Origin of the sequence: Hyphomicrobium sp. D-2 (assembly GCF_029872155.1) — a bacterium.
GTDB lineage: Bacteria > Pseudomonadota > Alphaproteobacteria > Rhizobiales > Hyphomicrobiaceae > Hyphomicrobium_A.
This window is the reverse complement of sequence record NZ_JARXLA010000002.1, coordinates 300798-321017: the sequence shown is the minus strand read 5'-3', so window position 1 is coordinate 321017 and position 20220 is coordinate 300798. Positions and strand designations below refer to the sequence as shown.

Annotated in this window: 23 protein-coding genes; 7 read left to right on the top strand and 16 right to left on the bottom strand. The window is 62.0% G+C overall.

Translation table 11 applies throughout. The annotated features are described in order from the left end of the window. Positions 1-13: 13 nt before the first annotated feature. From QEZ49_RS03320 to QEZ49_RS03275, 10 genes are all read right to left on the bottom strand, one after another. Positions 14-343 (bottom strand): YnfA family protein, encoded by a 330-nt coding sequence (locus QEZ49_RS03320; protein WP_280384209.1) that lies wholly within the window; start codon positions 341-343, stop codon positions 14-16. 80 nt (positions 344-423) lie between these two features. Continuing rightward, positions 424-840, bottom strand: coding sequence for a phage major tail protein, TP901-1 family (locus QEZ49_RS03315; RefSeq protein ID WP_068461640.1), 417 nt, complete (start codon positions 838-840; stop codon positions 424-426). Positions 841-896: 56 nt separating this feature from the next. Next, positions 897-1304, bottom strand: coding sequence for a DUF3168 domain-containing protein (locus QEZ49_RS03310; protein WP_280384204.1), 408 nt, complete (start codon positions 1302-1304; stop codon positions 897-899). A gap of 135 nt (positions 1305-1439) precedes the next feature. Beyond that, positions 1440-1769 (bottom strand): phage head closure protein, encoded by a 330-nt coding sequence (locus QEZ49_RS03305; protein WP_280384203.1) that lies wholly within the window; start codon positions 1767-1769, stop codon positions 1440-1442. Continuing rightward, positions 1769-2341, bottom strand: coding sequence for a head-tail connector protein (locus QEZ49_RS03300; protein ID WP_280384201.1), 573 nt, complete (start codon positions 2339-2341; stop codon positions 1769-1771). Before QEZ49_RS03300 ends, QEZ49_RS03305 begins: the two co-directional genes overlap by 1 nt. Before the next feature lie 180 nt (positions 2342-2521). Then, a complete protein-coding gene (locus tag QEZ49_RS03295; RefSeq protein WP_280384199.1) occupies positions 2522-3760 on the bottom strand; it encodes a phage major capsid protein in 1239 nt (412 codons plus the stop codon). Between the two features lie 26 nt (positions 3761-3786). Beyond that, the gene (locus QEZ49_RS03290) at positions 3787-4521 is read right to left on the bottom strand and encodes an HK97 family phage prohead protease (RefSeq protein WP_280384197.1); all 735 of its coding nucleotides are present in this window, start codon (positions 4519-4521) and stop codon (positions 3787-3789) included. Positions 4522-4571: 50 nt separating this feature from the next. Further along, entirely contained in the window at positions 4572-5822 is a 1251-nt protein-coding gene (locus tag QEZ49_RS03285) for a phage portal protein (protein ID WP_280384195.1), read from the bottom strand. A gap of 72 nt (positions 5823-5894) precedes the next feature. Beyond that, complete coding sequence (locus tag QEZ49_RS03280) at positions 5895-7223, bottom strand: terminase family protein (protein ID WP_280384194.1); 1329 nt, start codon at positions 7221-7223, stop codon at positions 5895-5897. Next, positions 7177-7731 carry a hypothetical protein gene (locus QEZ49_RS03275; RefSeq protein ID WP_280384192.1) on the bottom strand — a complete coding sequence of 185 codons (555 nt, stop codon included), beginning with the start codon at positions 7729-7731 and terminating at the stop codon, positions 7177-7179. The genes QEZ49_RS03280 and QEZ49_RS03275 overlap by 47 nt, the downstream gene beginning before the upstream one ends. Positions 7732-8059: 328 nt before the next feature. On the opposite strand from QEZ49_RS03275, the gene QEZ49_RS03270 reads away from it, so the two are divergent. The 4 genes from QEZ49_RS03270 (at position 8060) to QEZ49_RS03255 (ending at position 11988) form a co-directional block, all read left to right on the top strand. After that, entirely contained in the window at positions 8060-8266 is a 207-nt protein-coding gene (locus QEZ49_RS03270; RefSeq protein ID WP_280384190.1) for a hypothetical protein, read from the top strand. A 230-nt stretch (positions 8267-8496) separates the two neighbouring features. Beyond that, positions 8497-10773, top strand: coding sequence for a PBP1A family penicillin-binding protein (locus QEZ49_RS03265; RefSeq protein WP_280384188.1), 2277 nt, complete (start codon positions 8497-8499; stop codon positions 10771-10773). Then, positions 10745-11413, top strand: a complete 669-nt coding sequence (locus QEZ49_RS03260; protein ID WP_280384186.1) for a DUF1214 domain-containing protein — start codon at positions 10745-10747, stop codon at positions 11411-11413. The genes QEZ49_RS03265 and QEZ49_RS03260 overlap by 29 nt, the downstream gene beginning before the upstream one ends. Further along, a complete protein-coding gene (locus QEZ49_RS03255; RefSeq protein ID WP_280384184.1) occupies positions 11404-11988 on the top strand; it encodes a hypothetical protein in 585 nt (194 codons plus the stop codon). Before QEZ49_RS03260 ends, QEZ49_RS03255 begins: the two co-directional genes overlap by 10 nt. A gap of 414 nt (positions 11989-12402) precedes the next feature. Here the strand turns inward: QEZ49_RS03255 and QEZ49_RS03250 are convergent, their stop codons facing one another. From QEZ49_RS03250 to QEZ49_RS03240, 3 genes are all read right to left on the bottom strand, one after another. Continuing rightward, entirely contained in the window at positions 12403-12597 is a 195-nt protein-coding gene (locus tag QEZ49_RS03250) for a hypothetical protein (RefSeq protein WP_280384182.1), read from the bottom strand. A 132-nt stretch (positions 12598-12729) separates the two neighbouring features. Further along, entirely contained in the window at positions 12730-13080 is a 351-nt protein-coding gene (locus QEZ49_RS03245) for a DUF1491 family protein (protein ID WP_280384180.1), read from the bottom strand. A gap of 416 nt (positions 13081-13496) precedes the next feature. Next, positions 13497-14198 carry a peptidoglycan-binding domain-containing protein gene (locus QEZ49_RS03240; protein ID WP_280384178.1) on the bottom strand — a complete coding sequence of 234 codons (702 nt, stop codon included), beginning with the start codon at positions 14196-14198 and terminating at the stop codon, positions 13497-13499. A 249-nt stretch (positions 14199-14447) separates the two neighbouring features. On the opposite strand from QEZ49_RS03240, the gene QEZ49_RS03235 reads away from it, so the two are divergent. Continuing rightward, positions 14448-14831, top strand: coding sequence for a DUF5330 domain-containing protein (locus QEZ49_RS03235; protein ID WP_280384176.1), 384 nt, complete (start codon positions 14448-14450; stop codon positions 14829-14831). Positions 14832-14978: 147 nt separating this feature from the next. Further along, a complete protein-coding gene (locus QEZ49_RS03230; RefSeq protein WP_173954336.1) occupies positions 14979-15401 on the top strand; it encodes a SufE family protein in 423 nt (140 codons plus the stop codon). A 99-nt stretch (positions 15402-15500) separates the two neighbouring features. Here the strand turns inward: QEZ49_RS03230 and QEZ49_RS03225 are convergent, their stop codons facing one another. The 3 genes from QEZ49_RS03225 to QEZ49_RS03215 all read right to left on the bottom strand — a co-directional run bounded on the left by QEZ49_RS03225 (position 15501) and on the right by QEZ49_RS03215 (position 17449). After that, complete coding sequence (locus QEZ49_RS03225) at positions 15501-16067, bottom strand: DUF6456 domain-containing protein (RefSeq protein ID WP_280384174.1); 567 nt, start codon at positions 16065-16067, stop codon at positions 15501-15503. Beyond that, entirely contained in the window at positions 16027-16464 is a 438-nt protein-coding gene (locus QEZ49_RS03220; protein WP_280384172.1) for a helix-turn-helix domain-containing protein, read from the bottom strand. The genes QEZ49_RS03225 and QEZ49_RS03220 overlap by 41 nt, the downstream gene beginning before the upstream one ends. Positions 16465-17047: 583 nt before the next feature. Next, on the bottom strand, positions 17048-17449 hold the full coding sequence (locus QEZ49_RS03215) for a MucR family transcriptional regulator (protein ID WP_280384170.1): 402 nt from the start codon (positions 17447-17449) through the stop codon (positions 17048-17050). A gap of 602 nt (positions 17450-18051) precedes the next feature. On the opposite strand from QEZ49_RS03215, the gene QEZ49_RS03210 reads away from it, so the two are divergent. Further along, positions 18052-20184 (top strand): S9 family peptidase, encoded by a 2133-nt coding sequence (locus QEZ49_RS03210; protein ID WP_280384169.1) that lies wholly within the window; start codon positions 18052-18054, stop codon positions 20182-20184. Positions 20185-20220: the final 36 nt, after the last annotated feature.

The following is a 20220-nucleotide window of genomic DNA, read 5'->3' as shown; positions in this document are numbered from 1 at the left end:
CAGTTGTCGATTGTTATGCGCTGCGCGGCGCAAACAGAATGATCAAAGCCCCGGCGACAGAAACCAGAGCACCCAGCACATCGAAGCGGTCCGGCGTCTTGCCCTCGGCCGCCATCAGCCACACCACCGAGGCCGCGATATAGATGCCGCCATAAATGGCATACGCACGCCCGGCATAGTCGACATCCACCTGCGTCAGCAGCCAGCCGAACACCAGCAGGCTGACCACGCCAGGCACCAGCCACACGGTCGGTGCCTGCAACCGCACCACGGCCCAGAACGCAAAGCATCCGGCTATTTCGGTAATGGCCGCCATCACGAATATTGCGATCGTTGTGCTCACCGGTGCCCCCTTGCGCCCATTGTCCTGGGCACAACTCTGCACCGGAGTGCGGCCGCCGATCAATGCGTCACGGCTCCTGCCTATGTCGCAGCGGTGAATGTCAGCTGCCCGGCAGATTCCAGGGCCATCTCAAACCCAACTTCGCCGTCATGGCGTCCCGTCAGTTCGAACGATCCGATATGGAACGGCCCTTCAATGCTGCCGAAATCCGGCACGATCACCTGCCAGTTCCGGATCGTGCCATTGAACACATAGCTGCGCACAATCTCGTCCGACGACGCATCCTTGAAGATACCAGCGCCCGTCACCCGCGCCGACTTCACACCCGCGCCCGCTAGCAGCTCGCGCCACTGCCCCGCGCTTTCTGCATGCGTTACGTCCACGGATTCCGCGTTGAACGCGATCGTGCGCGAACGCAGCCCGGCGACCGTCGTAAATGTTCCCAAGCCATCTGAATCCACCTTCAACAGCAGATCCTTGCCCTTCTGTGCCGCCATCACATCAGCCCTTCGTTGCCCAATTTATAAGCATAGTTTCCCAGCCCCCGCAGGTCTCACTGCGGCTCTGTCACTGCGCGCAGGCGCATAATTCCCTGATACGTTTCACCATCGCTGTGCCGCACGATCTCCGAACTCTCATGCCGCAGATTGATCAGCGTGTGACCGGTCAGCGACAGCTCAGCATCGTGCAGCACGTCGCGCACCGCCGCGATGAGCGCCTGCGCCTCTTTGCGCCCGGCGTAGCGTGACCAGACATGCAACCCTACCGCATGCTCACTGCCCTGGTCGGTGCCGGTGCTCCAGTCCCGCTCGGTACCACCCGCAAACGCAACATAGGGAAACGGCGCCCGCGCCGGCACGCTGTCCCACACATGCTCGCCGCCCAGCAGCGCCACTAGTGCGCTATCGCTTGTCAGCGCTGTCAGCATCGCCTGTTGCAGTGCCCAATTCGCGTTCGCCATTTACCGCCCCACCTGTGTTGCCGATAATTGCATTCTGGCGCCCGCTGTTCACCCGCGACGCCGCCGCTTGAACCATCGCCTCTGCGCGACGCATCAGGCGCGCACGGTCGAACGGGCGCACGCTCACGCCCAGCTTCACAGGTCACGCTCCTGCGCCAGACAGCGCGTCCATCGGCGCCTGCCATCGGGATCGAACACCGCCCGGATTTCAAACACGCGCGTCCCGACGATGATGCGCATGCCCGGCGTCACATCTGCGCGATGTCGCATCACGATTTCATGGCTCACTGAGCCCGAAAGCCTGTCGTGCGCGAAGTTCTCCGAGCCAGTCGTCGCGCGCACGTAAGCCCATATGTCGGCAAGCTTCGTCCACACCACTGCGCGGCCGCCGCCGCCGTCATCCGTTGACGTCGATGTTTCTATCGAAGCGCGCGTGCGTAGATCACCGATGTCAAATTCCGCCATTACAGCCGCACCGCGCGATAGGGCATCAGCAGATTTGAAACCGCCGCAGGAATTGCCGTTGTCTTCGAACCGACTTCGATCGGATCACGATGCTCATACCAATGCGCAACCAGCAGCAGCAACGCCTGGCGCACCGGAGCAGGCACGTTGCCAGCGGCAGCCCCAAAGCCCGCGCTGAAATCGATCTCGATCCCGTTGGTTCGCTGACCCGGCACCGGCCACGCTCCGCGCGGCACAATCCGCGCCGGGCTGCTGGCAACATCCGCCACATAGCTTTCCGGTGGCACCGTTTGCGCAACACCCGCACCGTCGAGAACGCGTACGTCCGTCACCGCCTGCACCGGACCCAACGGCAGCTCCACCGCGCCGTCTTTCGGCCAGCGATCCAGCTTCAACCGCCAGCCCTGCGTTATCAGCGCCAGTCCCAAAGCCGCCTCGATATGCAGACGCGAGGTTAAGATCAGGCTGCCGATCAGAGTATCCTCAGCCGTTCCATCAACACGCAGGTGCGCCTTCGCCTCCGAAACCGTCACCGGCTCCAGAGCGGGCGCACTGGTCAACACCAGAGCCATTCGCTGTCCTATTTTTAGAAGTCATGCAGTTGCGGCCGGCTCCGCACAGCGGCGTCGCAACTGCAAACAAAAGAGCGGCCGCTGCGGCCGATTGATACATTTTCTCGCGGCGGGCGGCCGGCTCCCCAAAGGGGAGTCGCCCGCCGCAGACGAAAAGCTCGCACGCCGCCACTAAAAACCTCAGCCGGGGGCTGAGAACTTCATCAGCTTGATCGCGTCGAAGTCCTGCACGCCGCCACCCACGCGCTTGGTCGTATAGAACAGCACGTATGGCTTGACGGAATAGGGATCGCGCAGCACGCGGATACCGATCCGATCGACGATCAGATAACCGCGCCGGAAGTCGCCGAACGCAATCGACAGGCTGTTCGCCGCGATGCTCGGCATGTCTTCCGATTCCGCCACCGGGAAGCCCATCAGCGTCGGAGCTTCGCCCGCGTTAACTGACGGCTGCCACAGATAATTGTCGTCGGCGTCCTTCATCTTGCGGATGAGCGATTGCGTCGAGCGGTTCAGTACGAAGTGCGCGTTGGCGCGATATCCCGCCTTCAGCGCGTAGACGAGGTCGATCAGCTTGTCGACCGGATCGGACGACGGGAACGCGCCGCTCACGCCGGTTTCGACAACGCCGATCTTGCCCCACTCCCAGGCGGAATTCGCGACCGTCGTATAATCCAGGAAGCCTTTCGGCTTGTTGGTGCCGTTGCCGGTCACAAACGCCTTGCCTTCCTGCTCGGCGAACGCAATGCGCACTTCCTCCGCCAGCCACTCATCGATGTTCACCGCCACATCGTCCAGCAGCGTCGAAGTCGCCGCCGGCATCGCGTAAAGCTCCGCCGTCGGAAACGACAGCGCATCGAGCTTCGGCGCCGTTGTCTGCGTGCGCTCGCCCGTTTCCGCCGCCCAGCCCGTCACCGGACCGGAGATTGAAAACGGCCGTTTGTAAACCGACCCCGAAACCTGCTGCACGCTGGCAATGGCGCGAATAGGCGAGATGTCACGCAGCGCGCGGTTCACCGCATGTTCGGTTTCCACCGGCACAAGATAGCCACCGTCCGCATTGCTGCTGACCGAAAGCGCCTTGCGTTCCAGATCTGCCAGCGCGCCGCTTTCGCCCTTACGCACGTAACTGTCGAACGCAGACCGGTGCGCCAGCGACGCTGCGCTGCGTGGTGCTTCGCCACCGATCGCCGGCCGCGCCGCCTTCAACGCCATATCATCCACCACGCGGCGGTTGTCATCCAGCGCGCGGTCAATGCGGTTCAGCTTTTCCTCGATCAACGGATCAACCGCCGAGCGCCGCTCAAGCTGATCCAGGCGATCGTCGTTGGTCTCCTTGAATGCCTCGAAGGCACGCATGAAATCGTCAAACGCCGCGCCCACGGCGGCATCGTTCGACTTGTTTTCCAGTTCCGGCATCAAATCTCGTCCTGCTGCTGTTTCGGTTACTGTTGCTGTGGTGTTGCCAGCAGCGCGTCTGCCGCCGCGCGAATTCGCCCGGCCAGTCCATCGCTCCCGGCTTCGTGCTCGCCGCCCGCATCCCGCAAAGCCTTGAGCCCTGGCAGACCGCCGCCCATCAGCGCGCGTGCCTGCCGTCGCGTCAGCCCAGCATCCCGCGTAAGCCAGCGCTCAAATTCCCGTTCGGTCGCGCTTGCACCATCAAACGCGCGCGCTTTCATCGTCGCCACCCGCGCATCGGGCAGCAGCGGAAACGTCACCACCGATATTTCCCAAAGATCGATCTTCTCCAGTCGGCGCACACCGCTCACCCGGTCGCGCCGCGCGCGCACTGTGCGGAAGCCGATCGACAATCCATCAATGGCGCCGGCGCGCATCAGCGCATGCACTTCACGCGCCTTCGTCACCTCCGGCATCAAGCGCCCTTCGGCATACAGCCCGCGTGCGTCCTCGCGCAGTTGCGTCCACACGCCGATCGGCTGATTTGGATCGTGCTGAAACAGCAGCTTCACGCCAGCCGCGCCACGCGTTTTCAGGCTATCCGCAAACGCCCCCGGCATCACCACGTCGCCGGCCATGTCCTTGCGATGAAACAGACTTGCATAGCCCGCGAACATCCCGTTCGGGTCCACGCTTTTCAAGTTGAGCTGCGTAAACTTCACCTCATGCGAACATGAGGACGCGCGCACGCTACCCGGCCGGGCAGTCGCGATTGCCAGCATTCAGTTTCTCCGGTTGCTATCCGTCAAAGTTTATCGTGGTGCGATGCGCGTCATGCGCCGCTGTCAAACGCTTCCGCTTCGCCATCACCGAACGTCAAAGCATCCGCGGGCGCAGCATCGCTCCCATCAAGCGGACCATATCCAACCGCTGCGCGCTTTTCGTCCTGCGTCAGGAAGCTTGCCCGCTCGATACGCGCCCACAACGCTTCCCGCTCCGACTGCAGAGCTTCCACCTGGTCGAGATCCGGCCGCAGCTCCAGCCCGCCGCCGTAAGCCGGTGCCAGCCATGCCGAAAACCCGCGCGCCAGACGCTGCACCAGCGGCAACACCGTGCCGCGCCAGAACGCCCGCTGCGCCTCCTGATAATTCGCGTAGGTGTTGTCGCCGGGGATGCCCAGCAACATCGGCGGCACGCCCAGCGCCAGCGCAATCTCGCGCGCCGCCGCGTGCTTGGTGGCAATAAAATCCATTTCCTTCGGCGACAGCGACAGCGGCTTCCAGTCGAGCCCGCCCTCCAGCAGCATCGGCCGCCCGGCGTTACGCGCGCCCTGAAACGCTTCCTCCAGCTCACGCCGCAACCGGCCAAACTGCGCTTCCGTCAGATTGCCGCCGTTCGCCGCGTACACCAGCGCACCCGATGGCCGCGCCGAATTGTCCAGCAGCGCCTTGTTCCAGGCCGACGCCTGATTGTGAATGTCGATCGCCGATGCCGCCGCCTCGATTGGGCTCATGCCATAATGATCGTTGTCGGGGTGAAACAGACGCGTATGCAAAATGGGACGCACACCGGGCACGGCCTCGTCCGCAAATCGAACCGACGCACCGTTGGCAGAATATTCAAACGCCTCCGGCCAACCGTTCGGCCCCGGCACCACTTTCATGCGATCCGGCCGCAGCACATAGAGTTCGCGCAGCCGGCCGCCCACGCCCACGGCCTCGACATAGGCATTGCCCGACACGAGCAGAAAGCCATACCAGGCTTCGGTGAAATCGATCACCGTGTGATCGGGCGATGGCTGCGCAATCAGATCGAGCAGCGGATGGCGCTCGATCTCCTCATCGCCGCGATACAATAACAGCGGCACCGAAGCCGCGGCTTCCGCCACCATGCGCACCGACCGATAAACGATCGCGTTCTGCATGAAACCTTCCCGCGCGAAGGCCGCATAATCGCGCGGGCTCCACACCGGCCGTCCCAAAGGTTCCCACGCGACCAGCGGTCCGCTCGCGCTGGCCTTCAGCTCGTTGACTGGCGCGCGGACAAGCACAAGCCTGCCGAGCGCATCGAGGATGCGCGACATGCGTTTCCTTTTCACACAGTTAGAATAAATGGCGTGGCCGCATCGCGCTGCCACGCCCAAAAGCCAATCGTCTTACAGCTTGCGCACCAGCGGCCGCTGCCGTCCTGCAATCATCAGGTCGGTCAATGCCCACACCAAAGCGTCCAGCCGATCCGGTGAGCGCCCGCGCGCCAACCCATCAGCGCCGAACGCGCACAACTGATCTTCCAGCGCGCTGAACATGCCGACATGCACAACCCGTCCTTCCGCGTACAGCGCCGCCACCGGCTCGGCCCGCAGCCACTTGCCCCGCGTTGCGCGCACTGTACGCACCGCAAGACTGTCATCGATCTGACGCAGCACCGTCGTCACCAGGTCGCCACCCTGATTCACCTCCGCAACGACGCGATCGGCGAGGTATTCCGAATATGCCGCCGCCACGGCCCGGGCCCACACCTGCGGCTCACGTCCCTGCAACGTTCGATCCGCCAGCACGTAGGCTCGCCCATCCTCCCCCAATCCCGCAACGATGATCCCGCACGCATCCGATGCCGCCGTCGCCGTCACCGGCGGATCGACCGCCACCACAATTTCCGTCAGCTCCGGCGCACCCGCCATCCGGTGCATGCTGATCCAGTCACGCCGCCACAACGCGCCCGATGTGTCATCGACAATCTCGCCATCAAGTTCCTGCCGCCCCAGCGCCGTGCCCGCATATCGACGCGTCATCTCCTCAACGAACGACGGTGCGAGATTGTCGGCGTTCGCCAGCGTTGCGGCGCGCGTCACCACCGTCGATGCATCGGCCATCAGCGCCTTCAGAAATGGCGTTGCGCGCGGCGTCGTCGTCGCCACCATCTGCGGTCGCTCGCCAAGCCGCAGCGCAAACTGCAGCATGTCCCACGCCGCCGCCGCGTTGCGCCACTTGGCAACTTCATCGCACCACGCGGCATCGAACTGCGGACCCCGCATGCCGTCGGCGTCTTCGGCTGAAAACACCTGCGCAATCGCGCCGTTCGGCCACACGATCTGCCCTTTCGATGGCTCGAACCGCGGCCGCTCCGTTGCCGTATGCACATCCAGAATGCCGGACACGCCCTCCACCATCACGCGGCGAACCTCGCCGTAGGTTTCACCCACCAGCGCGATGCGCCGTGCTGCGGGCGAACCATCGGGCGTGCGGCCCAGTGCCTTGGCGCGCACCCACTCGGCGCCCGCGCGCGTCTTGCCCGCACCACGACCGCCGAGAATGAGCCACACCCGCCAGTCGCCACAGCCCTGCGTTGCTGCCGGTGGCAACTGATCGGATCGCGCCCACAGCGGCCAATGGCCGAGGATCAACTCCAGATGCGCCGCGGTCAGTGTGCCCGCTAACTCAGCCAGATCCTCTTTCAGATACCCGGCGGCGCTCGATCTGCTCAAAGCGCTCGATAATCTCGCGCTGAAGTCGTTCCACCTCAACGGCGTTTCCGGCTCCGGCGTTTGCATCATCGGGCTTCATCACCTTGTCTTCACCAGGAACCTGAACCACCTTCTGCATGCCGCCGATCATCGACGCGACCGTTTTGGCATCGCGCTCCAGATCGGCGGAACTCAACGCACCGCTTGCCATGTCCTTCTCCATCTGATCGAGCTTTCTGTTGATCACCTTGCACAGCCGTTGCGCGATGACCTTAGTTGCGGGCTTACGTGGCTTTGGCGCCGCCATGGCCCGTTTCTGCGCTTCGGTTGTCTGTCGCCTGCGACGCCACTCATGTTGCCGTGCATACTTGCACACGAGTGCGCCGGAGCATCCGTATCGTGTTCCGATATCTTCGAGGCCCAGCTTGCCCTCCTCGTAATCGCGCTGAATGAGAAGAAGCGTCTGCTGATCGAATTTCGGTTTGCGCATATCGGAGCGGCTGCCATCCTTGCTTTGCCATCGGATCATTCTTCCATCCGCAAACAAAAAACGCCGGGGCATTGGCCGCCGGCGCATCTGTCGCGTTATACCTGAAACATACCGCAGCACCGTAACGCTGAGGATAACTTCGCCGTTTTGCGTGCTATCGGTTAAGCGCCGTTTGCAATCCACAGCCGCAACGCGCCACCATCACCCGCAGTGCCAATAGCTTCTGGGTTTGCTATCAAGCGGAAGTCGACGTCCGTTCCCGCCGCGCAATCAGACAGGCACGCTGCGCCCGCAGATCGCCGTACTTTGTGTATTGAGATCCCAGCGACCAGATCGCCGCTTGATTGGGTCAATTGATGGGGAACACGTGAAAACAATTCTTACCGGGCTGATTGCGCTCATCGTCGGCTATCTCGTCGGCGCCGTCGGCGGCTACTTCCTCGTGCTCGCCACCACATCCAACACCCACGATGCCTCGGTCGAGGCGGCCACCAGCGCCGCATTCATCATCGGCCCCGCCGTCGCGGTGTTCGCGCTCATCTCAGCCCTGCCGCTGCTCCGTCGCCGTCGCTAAAAACAGCGTCGGCGGCCGATCAGCCGTGCCCTCCGCGATCTGGCGCTGCGGCCAGCCGGGCAACCTCCATTCTTTGTGGCAAAAATACACCACAATTCTGCGCTTCTTCCCCCGATCCAGGTTCAAACGCGCCTTAACAGCACCGCCCTCGAACGGCTATAAGCATTCGGGATTCTAATCAAATTGCTGCTCCGGGTAGCCCCGGAACCTCTACGGGGGCAGGGACCGACGTGCAGGATTGGTTCTTCAAACGTCGACGTCGCGAGCGGACCATCGATTGGCTCGCCCTCGATTCTCGCCTCGACTCCGGCCTCGCGGCCGCGTGGGCGTGGCTCCGCGACACCTGGAATGCCGGCTCCAGCTTTTTCGACCGCTTCCGTCTGCGCGGCTGGAAGCGCCTGCTCAACGAGGCGGCATCTGAAGGGCTCACCCTCGGCGCGGGCGGCTTCGTTGTCATGTTCGCGCTGGCGATCCCGGCCTTCCATGAATTCAACGAGGGCAAATTCCTCACCGGCCAGTATGCGGTGAAGTTCCTCGACCAGAACGGCAACGAGATCGGCAAGCGCGGCATCCTCCACAACGACGCCGTGCCGCTCGACGAAATCCCCGACCCGCTCATCAAGGCCACGCTCGCCACCGAGGATCGCCGCTTCTTCGAGCACTGGGGCATCGACGTCCTCGGTACCCTGCGCGCGCTCGTCACCAACCTGCAGGCCAACGACGTCGTGCAGGGTGGCTCGTCCATCACCCAGCAGGTCGCCAAGAACCTCTTCCTCTCGTCCGAGCGCTCCATGCAGCGCAAGATCAAGGAAGCCTTCCTCGCGCTGCTGCTCGAAAGCCGCTTCACCAAGCGTGAGATCCTGAAGTTCTATTTCGACCGCGCCTACATGGGCGGCGGCGCATTTGGCGCTGAAGCGGCATCGCAGTTCTATTTCGCCAAGTCGGTGCGCCAGATCAACATGGCCGAGGCGGCAATGCTCGCCGGCCTGTTCAAAGCGCCCACGAAATACGCGCCGCACGTCAATCTGCCCGCCTCCCGCGCGCGCACCAGCATCGTGCTCGACAACCTTGTTGAAGCCGGTTTCTACACCGCCGGCCAGGTGCACTGGGCCCGCACGCATCCCGCCAATATCGTTGAGAACCGCAACACCTCCAGTCCGGACTGGTTCCTGGACTGGGCCTTCGAGGAAGTGCAGCGTATCGCCGCCGGAACGGGGCAATACGTTCTCACCGCCCGCACCACCGTCGATCTCAACATCCAGAAGGCAACTGACGATGCGCTCACGGCCGCACTGCGCAAATACCGCGGCAACCGTGTAACCAGCGGCGCCATCGCCCTGCTTGAAACCGACGGTGCCGTGCGCGCCATCACCGGCGGACCGGACTATGGCGAAAGCCAGTTCAACCGCGCCACCAGCGCGCGGCGGCAGCCCGGGTCGTCGTTCAAGGTCTATGTTTACGCCGCCGCGCTCGAAAACGGCTACACGCCCACAACCAGCGTGCGCGACGCCTCGCGCCGGTGCGGCAACTGGCATCCGCAGAACTATGGCGGCAGCCACGGCAGCGGCGGGCGCATGCCGCTCTGGATGGCACTCGCCAAATCGCTCAACACCGTCGCCGCCGAACTCTCGTTCGCCGTCGGCCGCGACAAGGTTATCGAGCTCACCCAGCGGCTGGGTATCACCGGCATCCGTAAAACCTGCTCGATGGCTCTGGGTGACTATGGCATCAGCCCGCTGGAACATGCGGGCGGCTTCGCCACCTTCGCCAACGGCGGCAAACAGGCCAAGCCCTACGCCATTCTCGACATCGTCAGCTCGCGCGGCGATCTTGTTTACAGCCGTGACCGCGACGAGCCGGAAGCACCCCAGATCGTCGAGCGCAAGGTCGCTGAAGGCATGAACTGGATGATGCACAAGGTCGTCGAAACCGGCACCGCCCAGCGCGCCAAGCTCGACTTCACCCACGTCGTCGGCAAGACCGGCACGTCCAGCGGACCGAAGGACGTCTGGTTCGTCGGCTTCACGGGCAAGTATGTTGCCAGCGTGTGGCTCGGCAAGGATGACAACCGCGCCATGGTCAACGGCACCACCGGCGGCCAGTATGCAGCGCCGGTGTTCCAATCCTTCATGTCGGTAATCCATCGCGACATGAACATCCCGACCATTCCCGGTCTGGAGCCTCATCCAGTGCAGGTTGCCGAGCAGCAGCGCATCGCCGCGATGCATCCCGCTGGCGTGGCACCGCAGGAGCAGCGCAAGGGCTCCAGCCTGATGTCGGATAAAACGCGCGACGCGTTGCGCAACGTTGCCCAGGCCCTGCGCAAGGCCGGCGGCATAGAGGAGCCAGCCGCTTCACCGCAGCCGGAAAACAGTACCGGCAGCACGCGTTCCGGCGCAGCGCCGGCCACTCCCGGCTCGCCATCCGCGCCGGGCCGGCGCGCAGATGCCGCCATCAACGCCAACCCGGCAGCCAACAATGGAACATCGCTCCGTGCTGTCCCATAGCGCCCGCGCGCCGCTTTCCGTCGTCCTCAACCGCCTGCAGAAGCGCGTCGGCATCGTCGTCGGCATCCTCGGCGACTGGGCCGCCTTCATTGGCGCCGTGCTGATCCTTGGCCTCGGCACAAGCTGGTACATGATCGACATCGGCACCGGTTTGACCACCGAGCGGCACGGCCCGTGGGTTGCATGGACGTCGGCCGGCCGCTCCGATGGCGACCCCTACACCCGCGCGCATTTCGCACGCTTCGGCACCCTGCCGCTCAGCTCCGACATCGCCCTCACCTACACCGCCTTCACTGACGATACCGGCGAGCGTCTCCACTCCTCGTGCGAGTACAGCGTCGAGGGACGCGACGTCGACGATGGCTGGTGGAGCGTCACTGTCTTCAACGATCGCGGCGATCTGATTGCCAACGCTGCCGACCGCCACACCTATACGCGCCAGACCGCCGCCATCAGGCCCGATGGAAAATTCGCTATCGCGCTTGGGCGCCAAGCAAGTTCCGGCAACTGGCTCCCCACCGGCGGCGCCGGACGGCTGGCGTTGCAATACACCGTATTCGATGCAGGCGCGTCCATGCTGGAGCGCGCCGATGATGAGCCCAAGGCGCTACCGGCGATAAGGCGCGTGCAATGCCGATGAAGCTTTTCAACGCGATCCGCAATGCCAACTGGCTGTTCATTCTCGCCGTGCCTGTAGCTGCTGGCATCCTGCACATCTGCGCGACGATGGCGGCGCCCTATCTCACGGCGGCATCGGCTTACAATCGTCTCGCGCCGGGGCTGCCGGTCAACAGCATGCAGGTGCTCAGCGTCGCTGCGCCAGGGTCCGAACCGCTGCCCTTCATGTCACCCGATGCGCGCTATGCCATGTGCAGCTTCGATGCGCGCGGTGGCCCGATCGACGTTTCCGCAACGCTTCCCGCCGATCAGGGCTGGAGCCTCAGCGTTGTGACGCCCGCTGGCGACAACATCTACGCAGCGGCCTCGGTGCCGAGCCGTCCCACACCGATCACTCTCGTGCTTGTTCCGTCTGAAGATGCATTTCTGGGCGTCACGCCGGAAGCACGCGGCATAGCGCGCAACATCCAGCCGCCGACACCGCTTTCCGCCAGCCGTGGCATCGTCGTTATGCGCGCGCCCGACAAGGGCTTCGCATACACGCCGCACGTGGAAACGTTGCTGCGGGACGCCAAGTGCGTCGCCCGTCCATTCTGAGTGGCGCTCGCCGACTCCCTCCCGGGGAGCCAGCCGCCGAGCGCATTTAAGTTGGCGCTGGCGACTGCGCTCTGCGCAGCCGGCCGCCAACGCTGATTTGTACGAGGGCGGCAGCGCCGCCCGGCAGTCGTTTCCATACGCCGTCATCCCGACGCAGGTCGGTATCCACGCCAGTTTCCACTTTCTCGCACCGGCGACACCCCTTCGGGGCGCCGGCCGCCGGTGCATGATTGTGCAGACCCGCAGCACGCTGCACCTTGAGGCAGCTGACGACGCGATCAAATAAAACATGGGCAAATATGAACATGCGCCAGTGCGCACTCGCTGACGCGCGCTGCGAAAGGGCTTCGCAGCCAACAGCCCGTCTGCGGGCTCATCTCTCCCGCAAACGGCGGTCTTGCAAACGAATGCCGGCTACTCTGCCAGATCCAGCACGTCGCGCTCATTCTGGCGGCCGCGCCGTGATGTTTGCTCATCGTGCAATTCGTTCCAGCGCTCATAACGAACGCCTGGAAAAATTATGACTTCCCCAGTCTCGCCACCGCCATTGCGGTGGGATGGATCAGTACTGCGAGATTCCGGGGCACTGAATGTGAGTATCTGTGCCATGTGCTTTCCCCCGTAACATGGCTGATTTTTGATTCGGGTTGGGCGTCAAGAACATTCCAGCAAAGCGATACGAATCACAGTGTACAATTTGGCGACCGCATCCGTTACCAAAAGGTAAACCTCGGCGTGCACTTAGTCGGACGCTGTGACGATGCTGTCGTCGAGGAAATGTCGTCCTTGACGATCCTCGACTTCCACGACCCAAAGATCGGAATCAAACCGCTGCTCGCGGGCGATAAAATCATCCGCCTTGTCGTACGCGCTTCCCGCCGGCAAATGACAGATCCAGCGCCGATCCCATTCCGCGCCGTCCATCCCGGCCGGAGCAGGTCCGAACAGCTGGCAAGTTCCATCCAGCCGGTCGATGCGAATGAAGATCGCTCCGGCATCGTCGTCGCCATGGCGCACCACGGCGGCCCACGCTCCAGCGGAGGCGCAACGGCGGATGTAGGCGCTCACCCATATGTCGGCGCGCAGTCGCATGGCATGTGATGCTCCGGTTTCAGGCTGAATGCACTACCGCGCAAAACGCATGCGCGCCAGCACTGCCGCCCGGTTGGCATCTTAAGGCAAACAACACCGCTACGCTCTGGACCGTTCGGCCTCTCAGACCGTCATCCCAGCCGCACCATCCCTGCGGTCGCCGAAGAGAGCTGTAGGGCCAAAGCAACACGCCTATGGGCGTCGCGGGTGAAAAACCCCGCACCGGCGGCCGGCTCCGCAGCGGCTGACGTGGATCCCGACCGTAGTCCGGATGACGGCGTGCGGAGGCGGGCCGTTCTGCACAAGCCATTACACGCTCGGCGGCCGGCTCTCCGGAGGAGAGTCGCCGAGCGCAACAAACAACTACGGCCGGCTGTGCGAAGCGCTGCCGCCAGCGCAAAAGAACTAAAAAACCATCACGGAGCGGCGGCGACGCGCCCTTCACCCGCCAAGCGCCCAAGCCTTGCGATCAGAGGCCCCGAGATGCGGCCCGATTCCGAAAGGCCCTGGTCGCTTTCGAACGCGCGAATAGCGCTCGCCGTCTGCAGCGTCAGCACTCCATTGACATCGCCCGGCTTGTAGCCCAGCTTTTTCAACGACTGCTGGACCGACCGGATAACCTCGCGCGCATTGCCCGTCTTTGGCGTGATCTGCCCCTTGAGCGGCTTGCCGCCCTCGCCCAGCACGATCGCCTTCAACAGCGCATCGCTCGGCTGTGCCGTCAGCGGCAATCCATGATCCTGCTCATAGGCCATGATAGCGCCGCGGGTCATCGTGCCCGCAATGCCGTCCTGCGAGCCGGTCTCGTAGCCGCGGATTTGCAGCTCGCGCTGGATCGCGCGCGTAACATCCGTGGCGCTGATAGCGGGCGCGGAAAGATCCCCGCCGATCGCAGCAAGATCCAGCCCCTCAGCGGGATGCTTGGAATTACCGCCGATCGATCCGGTGTCGCCGAACTCGGCCGCCTCAATCGCAGCGATGTTCCACGCGGTCAGATCGTTTGCGCTCGCAACCGGACTATGAGCTCCACGGGATTGCAAAAGAAAAATATTTGCAGCAACGCCCCCACTAAGGGCCAGAAAGGCCAGGAGTTGCACCGTCACTTTTTTGGGCAGCATCACTCATCCCTCAACGCGCTGCTTACCTTAATGAACCCAATATGCGGCCCACTTCGTAAACGATCTCTTAACTCTCGTTTAAGAAGTGTTGATATTTCGCGGGTTGCATCGCCTCTCATCCTCACCGCAACCCCTTAAAAATTAGATCAAATTGGACGCAATTTTTCCAAGTCCATGAGGCAAGTTTATTGAGATCGCTCTGCTAATACGGTGAACAGTCCCAGTCCCGAGACGGTTGGAGAGGCCAACATGTCCCTATTGAAATTAGGTATCCTGATTGCGGTGGTTGTCGCGGTTCTGCCTGCAGATCGCGAACAGCAGGCCGCACTCTATGACAAGGCCGCAACGGCGGTGCATTGGACGGCAACGTTCTGCGATCGCAATGGGACAACCTGCGATCAAGCCGGCGTCATCTGGTCAGCGTTTGTCGAGAAGGCAAAGTTCGGTGCCGCGATGGCATATGAGCTTGTCACCAAAGACAGCGAAGGTGCACCTGCCACGGCGCAAACGGTCCGTTACAACGTGATCGAGCCGGGCGTCGACCTCACCCCGCGTGGCACTTTGCGCGCCGAAGATCTCGAACCGGTGTGGCGCGGCGCAATGCCTGCTCAGCCGAACGGCGGCCGCATCTGACGCGATCCGGGCTGCAATGCATCACATGAAGCGCGTAGCAGCTCAACCAGCATCACGCTTGAGCGGCATAACAGCTTGACGCACTTGCGCGATGGCGCCGCGCCAACCTATGTGAAGGCTGCAACCAATCACCAAGCGAGCTGCAGCGTGACCAGCCTTTCCGACATATCGAGCGATTTTGCCCTTCTGGATGACTGGGAGGATCGCTATCGCTATCTGATCGAGCTTGGCCGTACGCTTGCCCCACTGCCGGAAGAAGAGCGCACCGAAGCCAACAAGGTGCGTGGATGCGCCAGTCAGGTTTGGCTCGCCACACGTATTGAGCCGAACAACGGCGCCCCGACCTTGCATTTTGTCGCCGACAGCGACGCCCACATCGTGCGTGGGTTGATCGCAATTCTGGTCGCGATTTACGACGGCAAAACGGTCGACGAAGTGCTTTCCACTGACGCCGATCCGATCCTTTCGGAACTCGGCCTCAAGGAGCATATCACACCGCAGCGCTCCAACGGTTTTGCATCGATGGTGGCACGCGTGCGCTCCGACGCTGCCGCCAGCAAAGAGCTTTAATCTCGTTCGCATTTGCTGACACGAACCGTCGATGACCTCGACAGACAGACGCCGGCCGCAGTCGCTTCTGCTGCTCACTGCTCCCGCGGTCGAGCAGCGTCATTCGCCGCCGTCGATCAGTGGCCGGAAATCTTCCGCGCCCCAGTGACGCGTCGGCGGTGCTCGCAAGCCACACTCTGCTTTACGCGTTATTCCGTAGTGCCGCGCCAACGCGCTCAACGCCAGTTGCAGCACAATCTTGCCCGAGCGTTGCGGCCAGCCCGCCGCCCGCTCCGCCTCCTCAAGTCCCTTCAGGTGACAACACACATCAACCAGCACACCGGAGAGTTCTGGCCCCACTGCTGCCAGGGCGTTGCGTACGCGTTCTGCCGCTGACGATGCACTGTCGATCATGTCCGACGTTGAAGCACGGGAAGCTCCATAACGGCGGCCTCGCTTCGTCGGTGACATTGCCGACCAGTTGGTGGTCGTGCGCGGTGTCATCTGTGCAAACCAGAAGTCGGCGCGCAATCGCTCTCCGGCCTCAAACTGCGCCTGCGAAATCATTGCAGCACCGCTGCGGTCCTTGCGCCGACGCAACCAGACCAATGGGCTTTCATCATCGTTGATGCGCGCGCCCGCGTCATTACGGGTATTCAGGGTTGGTGCCGAAGGAGTTTTTGACATGCTCACCCCGCGCCACGTCTGCTGCATCATTGCCGTGGCGATCGAGCAGCGCCGGCATCGCCCACTCAAGCAGATCAAGCGCGCGATCAAAAAGCGGATCGTCTCGGCGGTCCTCGATAACACCGCACGCATGGGCTACCGTGGTTCGGTCGCGCTCAAAAAGACGTCCCGCTTCCGTCAACGACAGCCCGCATCCAACGTGCGCCAGATACATCGCGACCTGCCGCGCCAAAGCCACGTTGGCACGCCCGCGCGAAGCCCGACGCAACTCCGACTCCGAAACCCCGAACACCTGCACCACCGCATGTTCGATAGCGTAGCGGCGCAGATCTTCCTGGCCGAAATCATCCGGCGGGCACGCACCGGCCCCACCTTGTGCTTGCACGCGAACAGCCATTGGCATGTCAGCGGTATGGGTTGGAAAGGCGCACTCTGACGGCATCGTTCAACTTTCTGTCCTGCGTCACTGCTGCGTGCACATTAGCGCAACACAACTACTTATGCGTGTGCAGGTTATAGAGCGAGTGAACGGAGGGGATAATTCGCAGTCGCCGTCGTTGTCCCCGCCCGGAAAGCAGAACGCAAAGATTGCCGCTTCCTTACCAACAGCGCGGCACCCCCATGTCCCCCTCCGCACAAAGACACACACGCCCTTCGCCACCTCGGCACAGCACCGCAGAAAATGCGGCAGCACAGAGCTACGATCGTCGACGCGATCTGCCCAAGTTACTCTCGTTATGGCCATATGAACTTGAAGTACCAGACAGCGCAACGCATGCCCGCTTGCTGGCGCGCATGCGGCGAGCCCTAAGACTGGAACGTCAACGGGGACGGGCGGGACATTGGGCATACGATCTCAATCGTCATGCCATGTTATTGCGTGCATACAGGATCGAGGTTGCGCTGCACCGAGACCAGAACGAAAAACGCGCGCCAGCATAGGTGGCGCGCGATAACTTGTCGGCAAGGTTGTCGTTCTCTCAGCGACGTGTACCGAGGCCCATCTTCTTGGCCAGATCGGAGCGCGCGCGCGCATAGTTTGGCGCCACCATCGGATAGTCGTGCGGCAAGCCCCACTTCTCCCGATAGTCTTCGGGCGAAAGATTATAGTGCGTGCGCAGATGGCGCTTCAGCGACTTAAACTTCTTTCCGTCTTCCAGGCAGATCAGATAATCTGGCATTATAGACTTCTTAACCGGCACCTTCGGCTTCTGCTCTTCCCGCTCAACAACGGCGACGCCACCGCTCGCACGGCTGAGCGCTGCATGGGTTTCACTGATGAGATGCGGAAGGTCAGTAGCGATAACAGAGTTATTGCTCACATAGGCTGAAACAATCTTCGCCGTCAGTTCTACGAGTTCCGGTGCCGGTGTATTCTCCACATCGCCCTCCCGAGGCGAGTACAGACGAAGTCTCTTAATCGCCTCGTCAGTGTTGTGCCTTGATAAAAATCTGGCCCTATACACAACGGCGCGGATGCATTAGCTCCGCCGCCAGTAAAAGCCGTAAAATTTTATTGTTGCGGCTGATTTCGCACTGCATGGTAGTAAAGTCAACTACGTCACTGCGAGTGCCACCTTGTATGGATAATGCTAAAGCCTGCAAGCTGAAACTCGCCATGCCATATAATAGCGCACTATAGTTTTTAAGCATTCCAAGTAAAAACTAGAATAAATAGCTTCACGCTCACGGGCTTGAGCGCCGGTGTGCTACTAACGCCTGTTCTGAAATTTGCCCATTTAACAATTATATTCTCTCTAAGACCCGTAATTCAAAAATACACTGCCTGGGAATATCCAATCTGGACGAAGTGCCTTAGCCTGCCAATATTATAGGGACGCTATGTCTAAGTTTGACAAAACACCCTAGCCCAACCCTCTGATCTGGCCGTTTTGAGAGATGCCCCGTACGGCCCGGCATCCTTGACGACCAGCTCCTAGTAGCACCCCTGTTCCTGAAATTCCCCCGGTGGAGAAATACCCAGATGTCCGTTCCCGCTAAGCATGCCGTCGTAACCACACCGCCAAAGGCCGATCGGAAGCCAGCCCGCTCCACTTGCCACGGCGTTGAACTGGTTGACGATTATGCGTGGCTACGGGCGGAAAACTGGCAGGAAGTCATGCGCAACCCGACCGCGCTTGCGCCGGAGATCCGCAGCTACCTAGAGGCCGAAAATGCCTATAGCGAAGCCCAGCTTGCAGACACTGCCGCGCTGCAGGATCTGCTCTTCAAGGAGATGCGCGGGCGACTGAAGGAAGACGATAGCTCCGTCCCCGCTCCGGACGGCCCTTATGCCTATTACTCGGGTTACGTCGCCGGCGGCCAATACCCTCTAGTCTACCGCCAGAACCGCTCTGGCGAGGGCGAGCACATCCTGATTGATGGCAACCGCGAAGCGGAAGGCAAAGCCTACTGGGATCTGGCCAGCTTCCAGCACAGCCCTGACCACAGCCTCATCGCCTACGCCTCCGACGACAAGGGTTCAGAACTCTACACCGTCCGCTTCCGCAACGCGGCAACCGGCGAAGACCTGCCGGACACCATCCCCGATACGCGCGGCGGCGTGGTGTGGGCGAATGACAGCAAGACGCTTTTCTACGTTCGCCTCGACGACAACCACCGCCCGTTGAAGGTCTATCGGCACACGCTGGGCACGCCGGTTGAAGATGACGTGCTCGTATATGCTGAAGGCGACATCGGCTTTTACGTCGCCATCGGCGAGACCCAATCCGGCAAGTACATCGTCATCGATGCCCACGACCACCAGACAAGCGAAGTCCGCCTGATCGACGCCGATAATCCGACCAGTCCGGCTGTGCTGGTCGCAGCACGCCAGCACGGACACGAGTACTCGGTTGAGCACCGCGGCGACAACCTCATCATCACCACCAACTCGGACGGTGCGGAGGATTTCCGCATCTGTGAAGCGCCTGTCGCTACACCGGGTATTGAGAACTGGCGTGAGGTCATCCCCCATCGCCCCGGCTGTCTCATCCTCGATACTATCGTCTATCGCGATTACACGGTGCTACTGGAGCGCGAGAACGGTCTGCCCCGCATCATCATTCGCCATGTCGATGGCAACGAGCACTCGATCGCCTTCCCCGAGGAAGCATACTCGCTGTCGACATCGGCCGGTTACGAGTTTGATACCGCAACGGTGCGCTTCGTCTATTCGTCGATGACGACACCTTCGGAAGTCTACGATTACGACATGAACACGCGCGCCCGCACACTGCGCAAGCGGCAGGAAGTGCCAAGCGGCCACAATGCAGCCGACTACGTCACGCGCCGCCTTTATGCACCCGCGCCGGATGGGGAAACCGTTCCGGTCTCGATCCTGTATCACAAGAATACGCCGCTGGATGGCTCGGCGCCGGTGCTGCTCTATGGCTATGGCGCCTACGGCATCTCAATCCCGGCATCGTTCTCAACGACCCGACTTTCGCTTGTAGATCGCGGCTTCATCTATGCCATCGCCCACATCCGCGGCGGCAAGGACAAAGGCTATCGCTGGTACACGGACGGCAAGCTCGAAAAGAAGATCCACACCTTCACCGACTTCATCGCAGCCGGCGAGCATCTGGTGGATCAGGGCCTGACCCAAAAGGGGCGCATCGTTGCCAACGGTGGCTCTGCTGGCGGCATGCTGATGGGCGTTGTCACCAACATGGCTCCGGACCTGTTCCTTGGCATCATCGCCGATGTTCCGTTCGTCGACGTCCTCAACACCATGCTCGATGCATCACTGCCGCTGACACCGCCGGAGTGGCCCGAGTGGGGCAACCCGATCGAGAGCGAAAAGGAATTCGGCATCATCCATTCCTACAGCCCGTATGAGAATGTGGAGGCAAAAGCCTATCCGCACATCTTCGCCTATGGCGGCCTGACCGATCCGCGCGTCACCTACTGGGAACCGGCAAAATGGATCGCGCGCCTGCGTGAGCGAAATACGTCCGACAACCTGATCCTGCTGAAGATCAACATGGATGCGGGACATGGCGGCGCTTCTGGCCGCTATGAGCAGCTGAAAGAAATCGCAGCTGACTACGCGTTCGCCCTCAAGGTTGCCGGCTTGCTGGATGCACCCGGCAAACAGCATGAAAAAGCGGCCTGAAGTGTTAGCCCAAAGTCTGGCGGCCTGAACATCGGC

Coding starts and splice junctions, on each gene's coding strand:
- QEZ49_RS03220 (WP_280384172.1), bottom strand. CDS start 16,464: ATGGCTGTTCGCGTGCAAGCACAAGGTGGGGCCGGTGCGTGCCCGCCG.
- QEZ49_RS03300 (WP_280384201.1), bottom strand. CDS start 2,341: ATGGCTCTGGTGTTGACCAGTGCGCCCGCTCTGGAGCCGGTGACGGTT.
- QEZ49_RS03290 (WP_280384197.1), bottom strand. CDS start 4,521: ATGCTGGCAATCGCGACTGCCCGGCCGGGTAGCGTGCGCGCGTCCTCA.
- QEZ49_RS03210 (WP_280384169.1), top strand. CDS start 18,052: ATGTCCGTTCCCGCTAAGCATGCCGTCGTAACCACACCGCCAAAGGCC.
- QEZ49_RS03250 (WP_280384182.1), bottom strand. CDS start 12,597: ATGGCACAGATACTCACATTCAGTGCCCCGGAATCTCGCAGTACTGAT.
- QEZ49_RS03295 (WP_280384199.1), bottom strand. CDS start 3,760: ATGCCGGAACTGGAAAACAAGTCGAACGATGCCGCCGTGGGCGCGGCG.
- QEZ49_RS03235 (WP_280384176.1), top strand. CDS start 14,448: ATGTCCCTATTGAAATTAGGTATCCTGATTGCGGTGGTTGTCGCGGTT.
- QEZ49_RS03305 (WP_280384203.1), bottom strand. CDS start 1,769: ATGGCGGAATTTGACATCGGTGATCTACGCACGCGCGCTTCGATAGAA.
- QEZ49_RS03285 (WP_280384195.1), bottom strand. CDS start 5,822: ATGTCGCGCATCCTCGATGCGCTCGGCAGGCTTGTGCTTGTCCGCGCG.
- QEZ49_RS03275 (WP_280384192.1), bottom strand. CDS start 7,731: ATGATCCGATGGCAAAGCAAGGATGGCAGCCGCTCCGATATGCGCAAA.
- QEZ49_RS03260 (WP_280384186.1), top strand. CDS start 10,745: ATGGAACATCGCTCCGTGCTGTCCCATAGCGCCCGCGCGCCGCTTTCC.
- QEZ49_RS03310 (WP_280384204.1), bottom strand. CDS start 1,304: ATGGCGAACGCGAATTGGGCACTGCAACAGGCGATGCTGACAGCGCTG.
- QEZ49_RS03225 (WP_280384174.1), bottom strand. CDS start 16,067: ATGTCAAAAACTCCTTCGGCACCAACCCTGAATACCCGTAATGACGCG.
- QEZ49_RS03315 (WP_068461640.1), bottom strand. CDS start 840: ATGGCGGCACAGAAGGGCAAGGATCTGCTGTTGAAGGTGGATTCAGAT.
- QEZ49_RS03240 (WP_280384178.1), bottom strand. CDS start 14,198: ATGCTGCCCAAAAAAGTGACGGTGCAACTCCTGGCCTTTCTGGCCCTT.
- QEZ49_RS03245 (WP_280384180.1), bottom strand. CDS start 13,080: ATGCGACTGCGCGCCGACATATGGGTGAGCGCCTACATCCGCCGTTGC.
- QEZ49_RS03255 (WP_280384184.1), top strand. CDS start 11,404: ATGCCGATGAAGCTTTTCAACGCGATCCGCAATGCCAACTGGCTGTTC.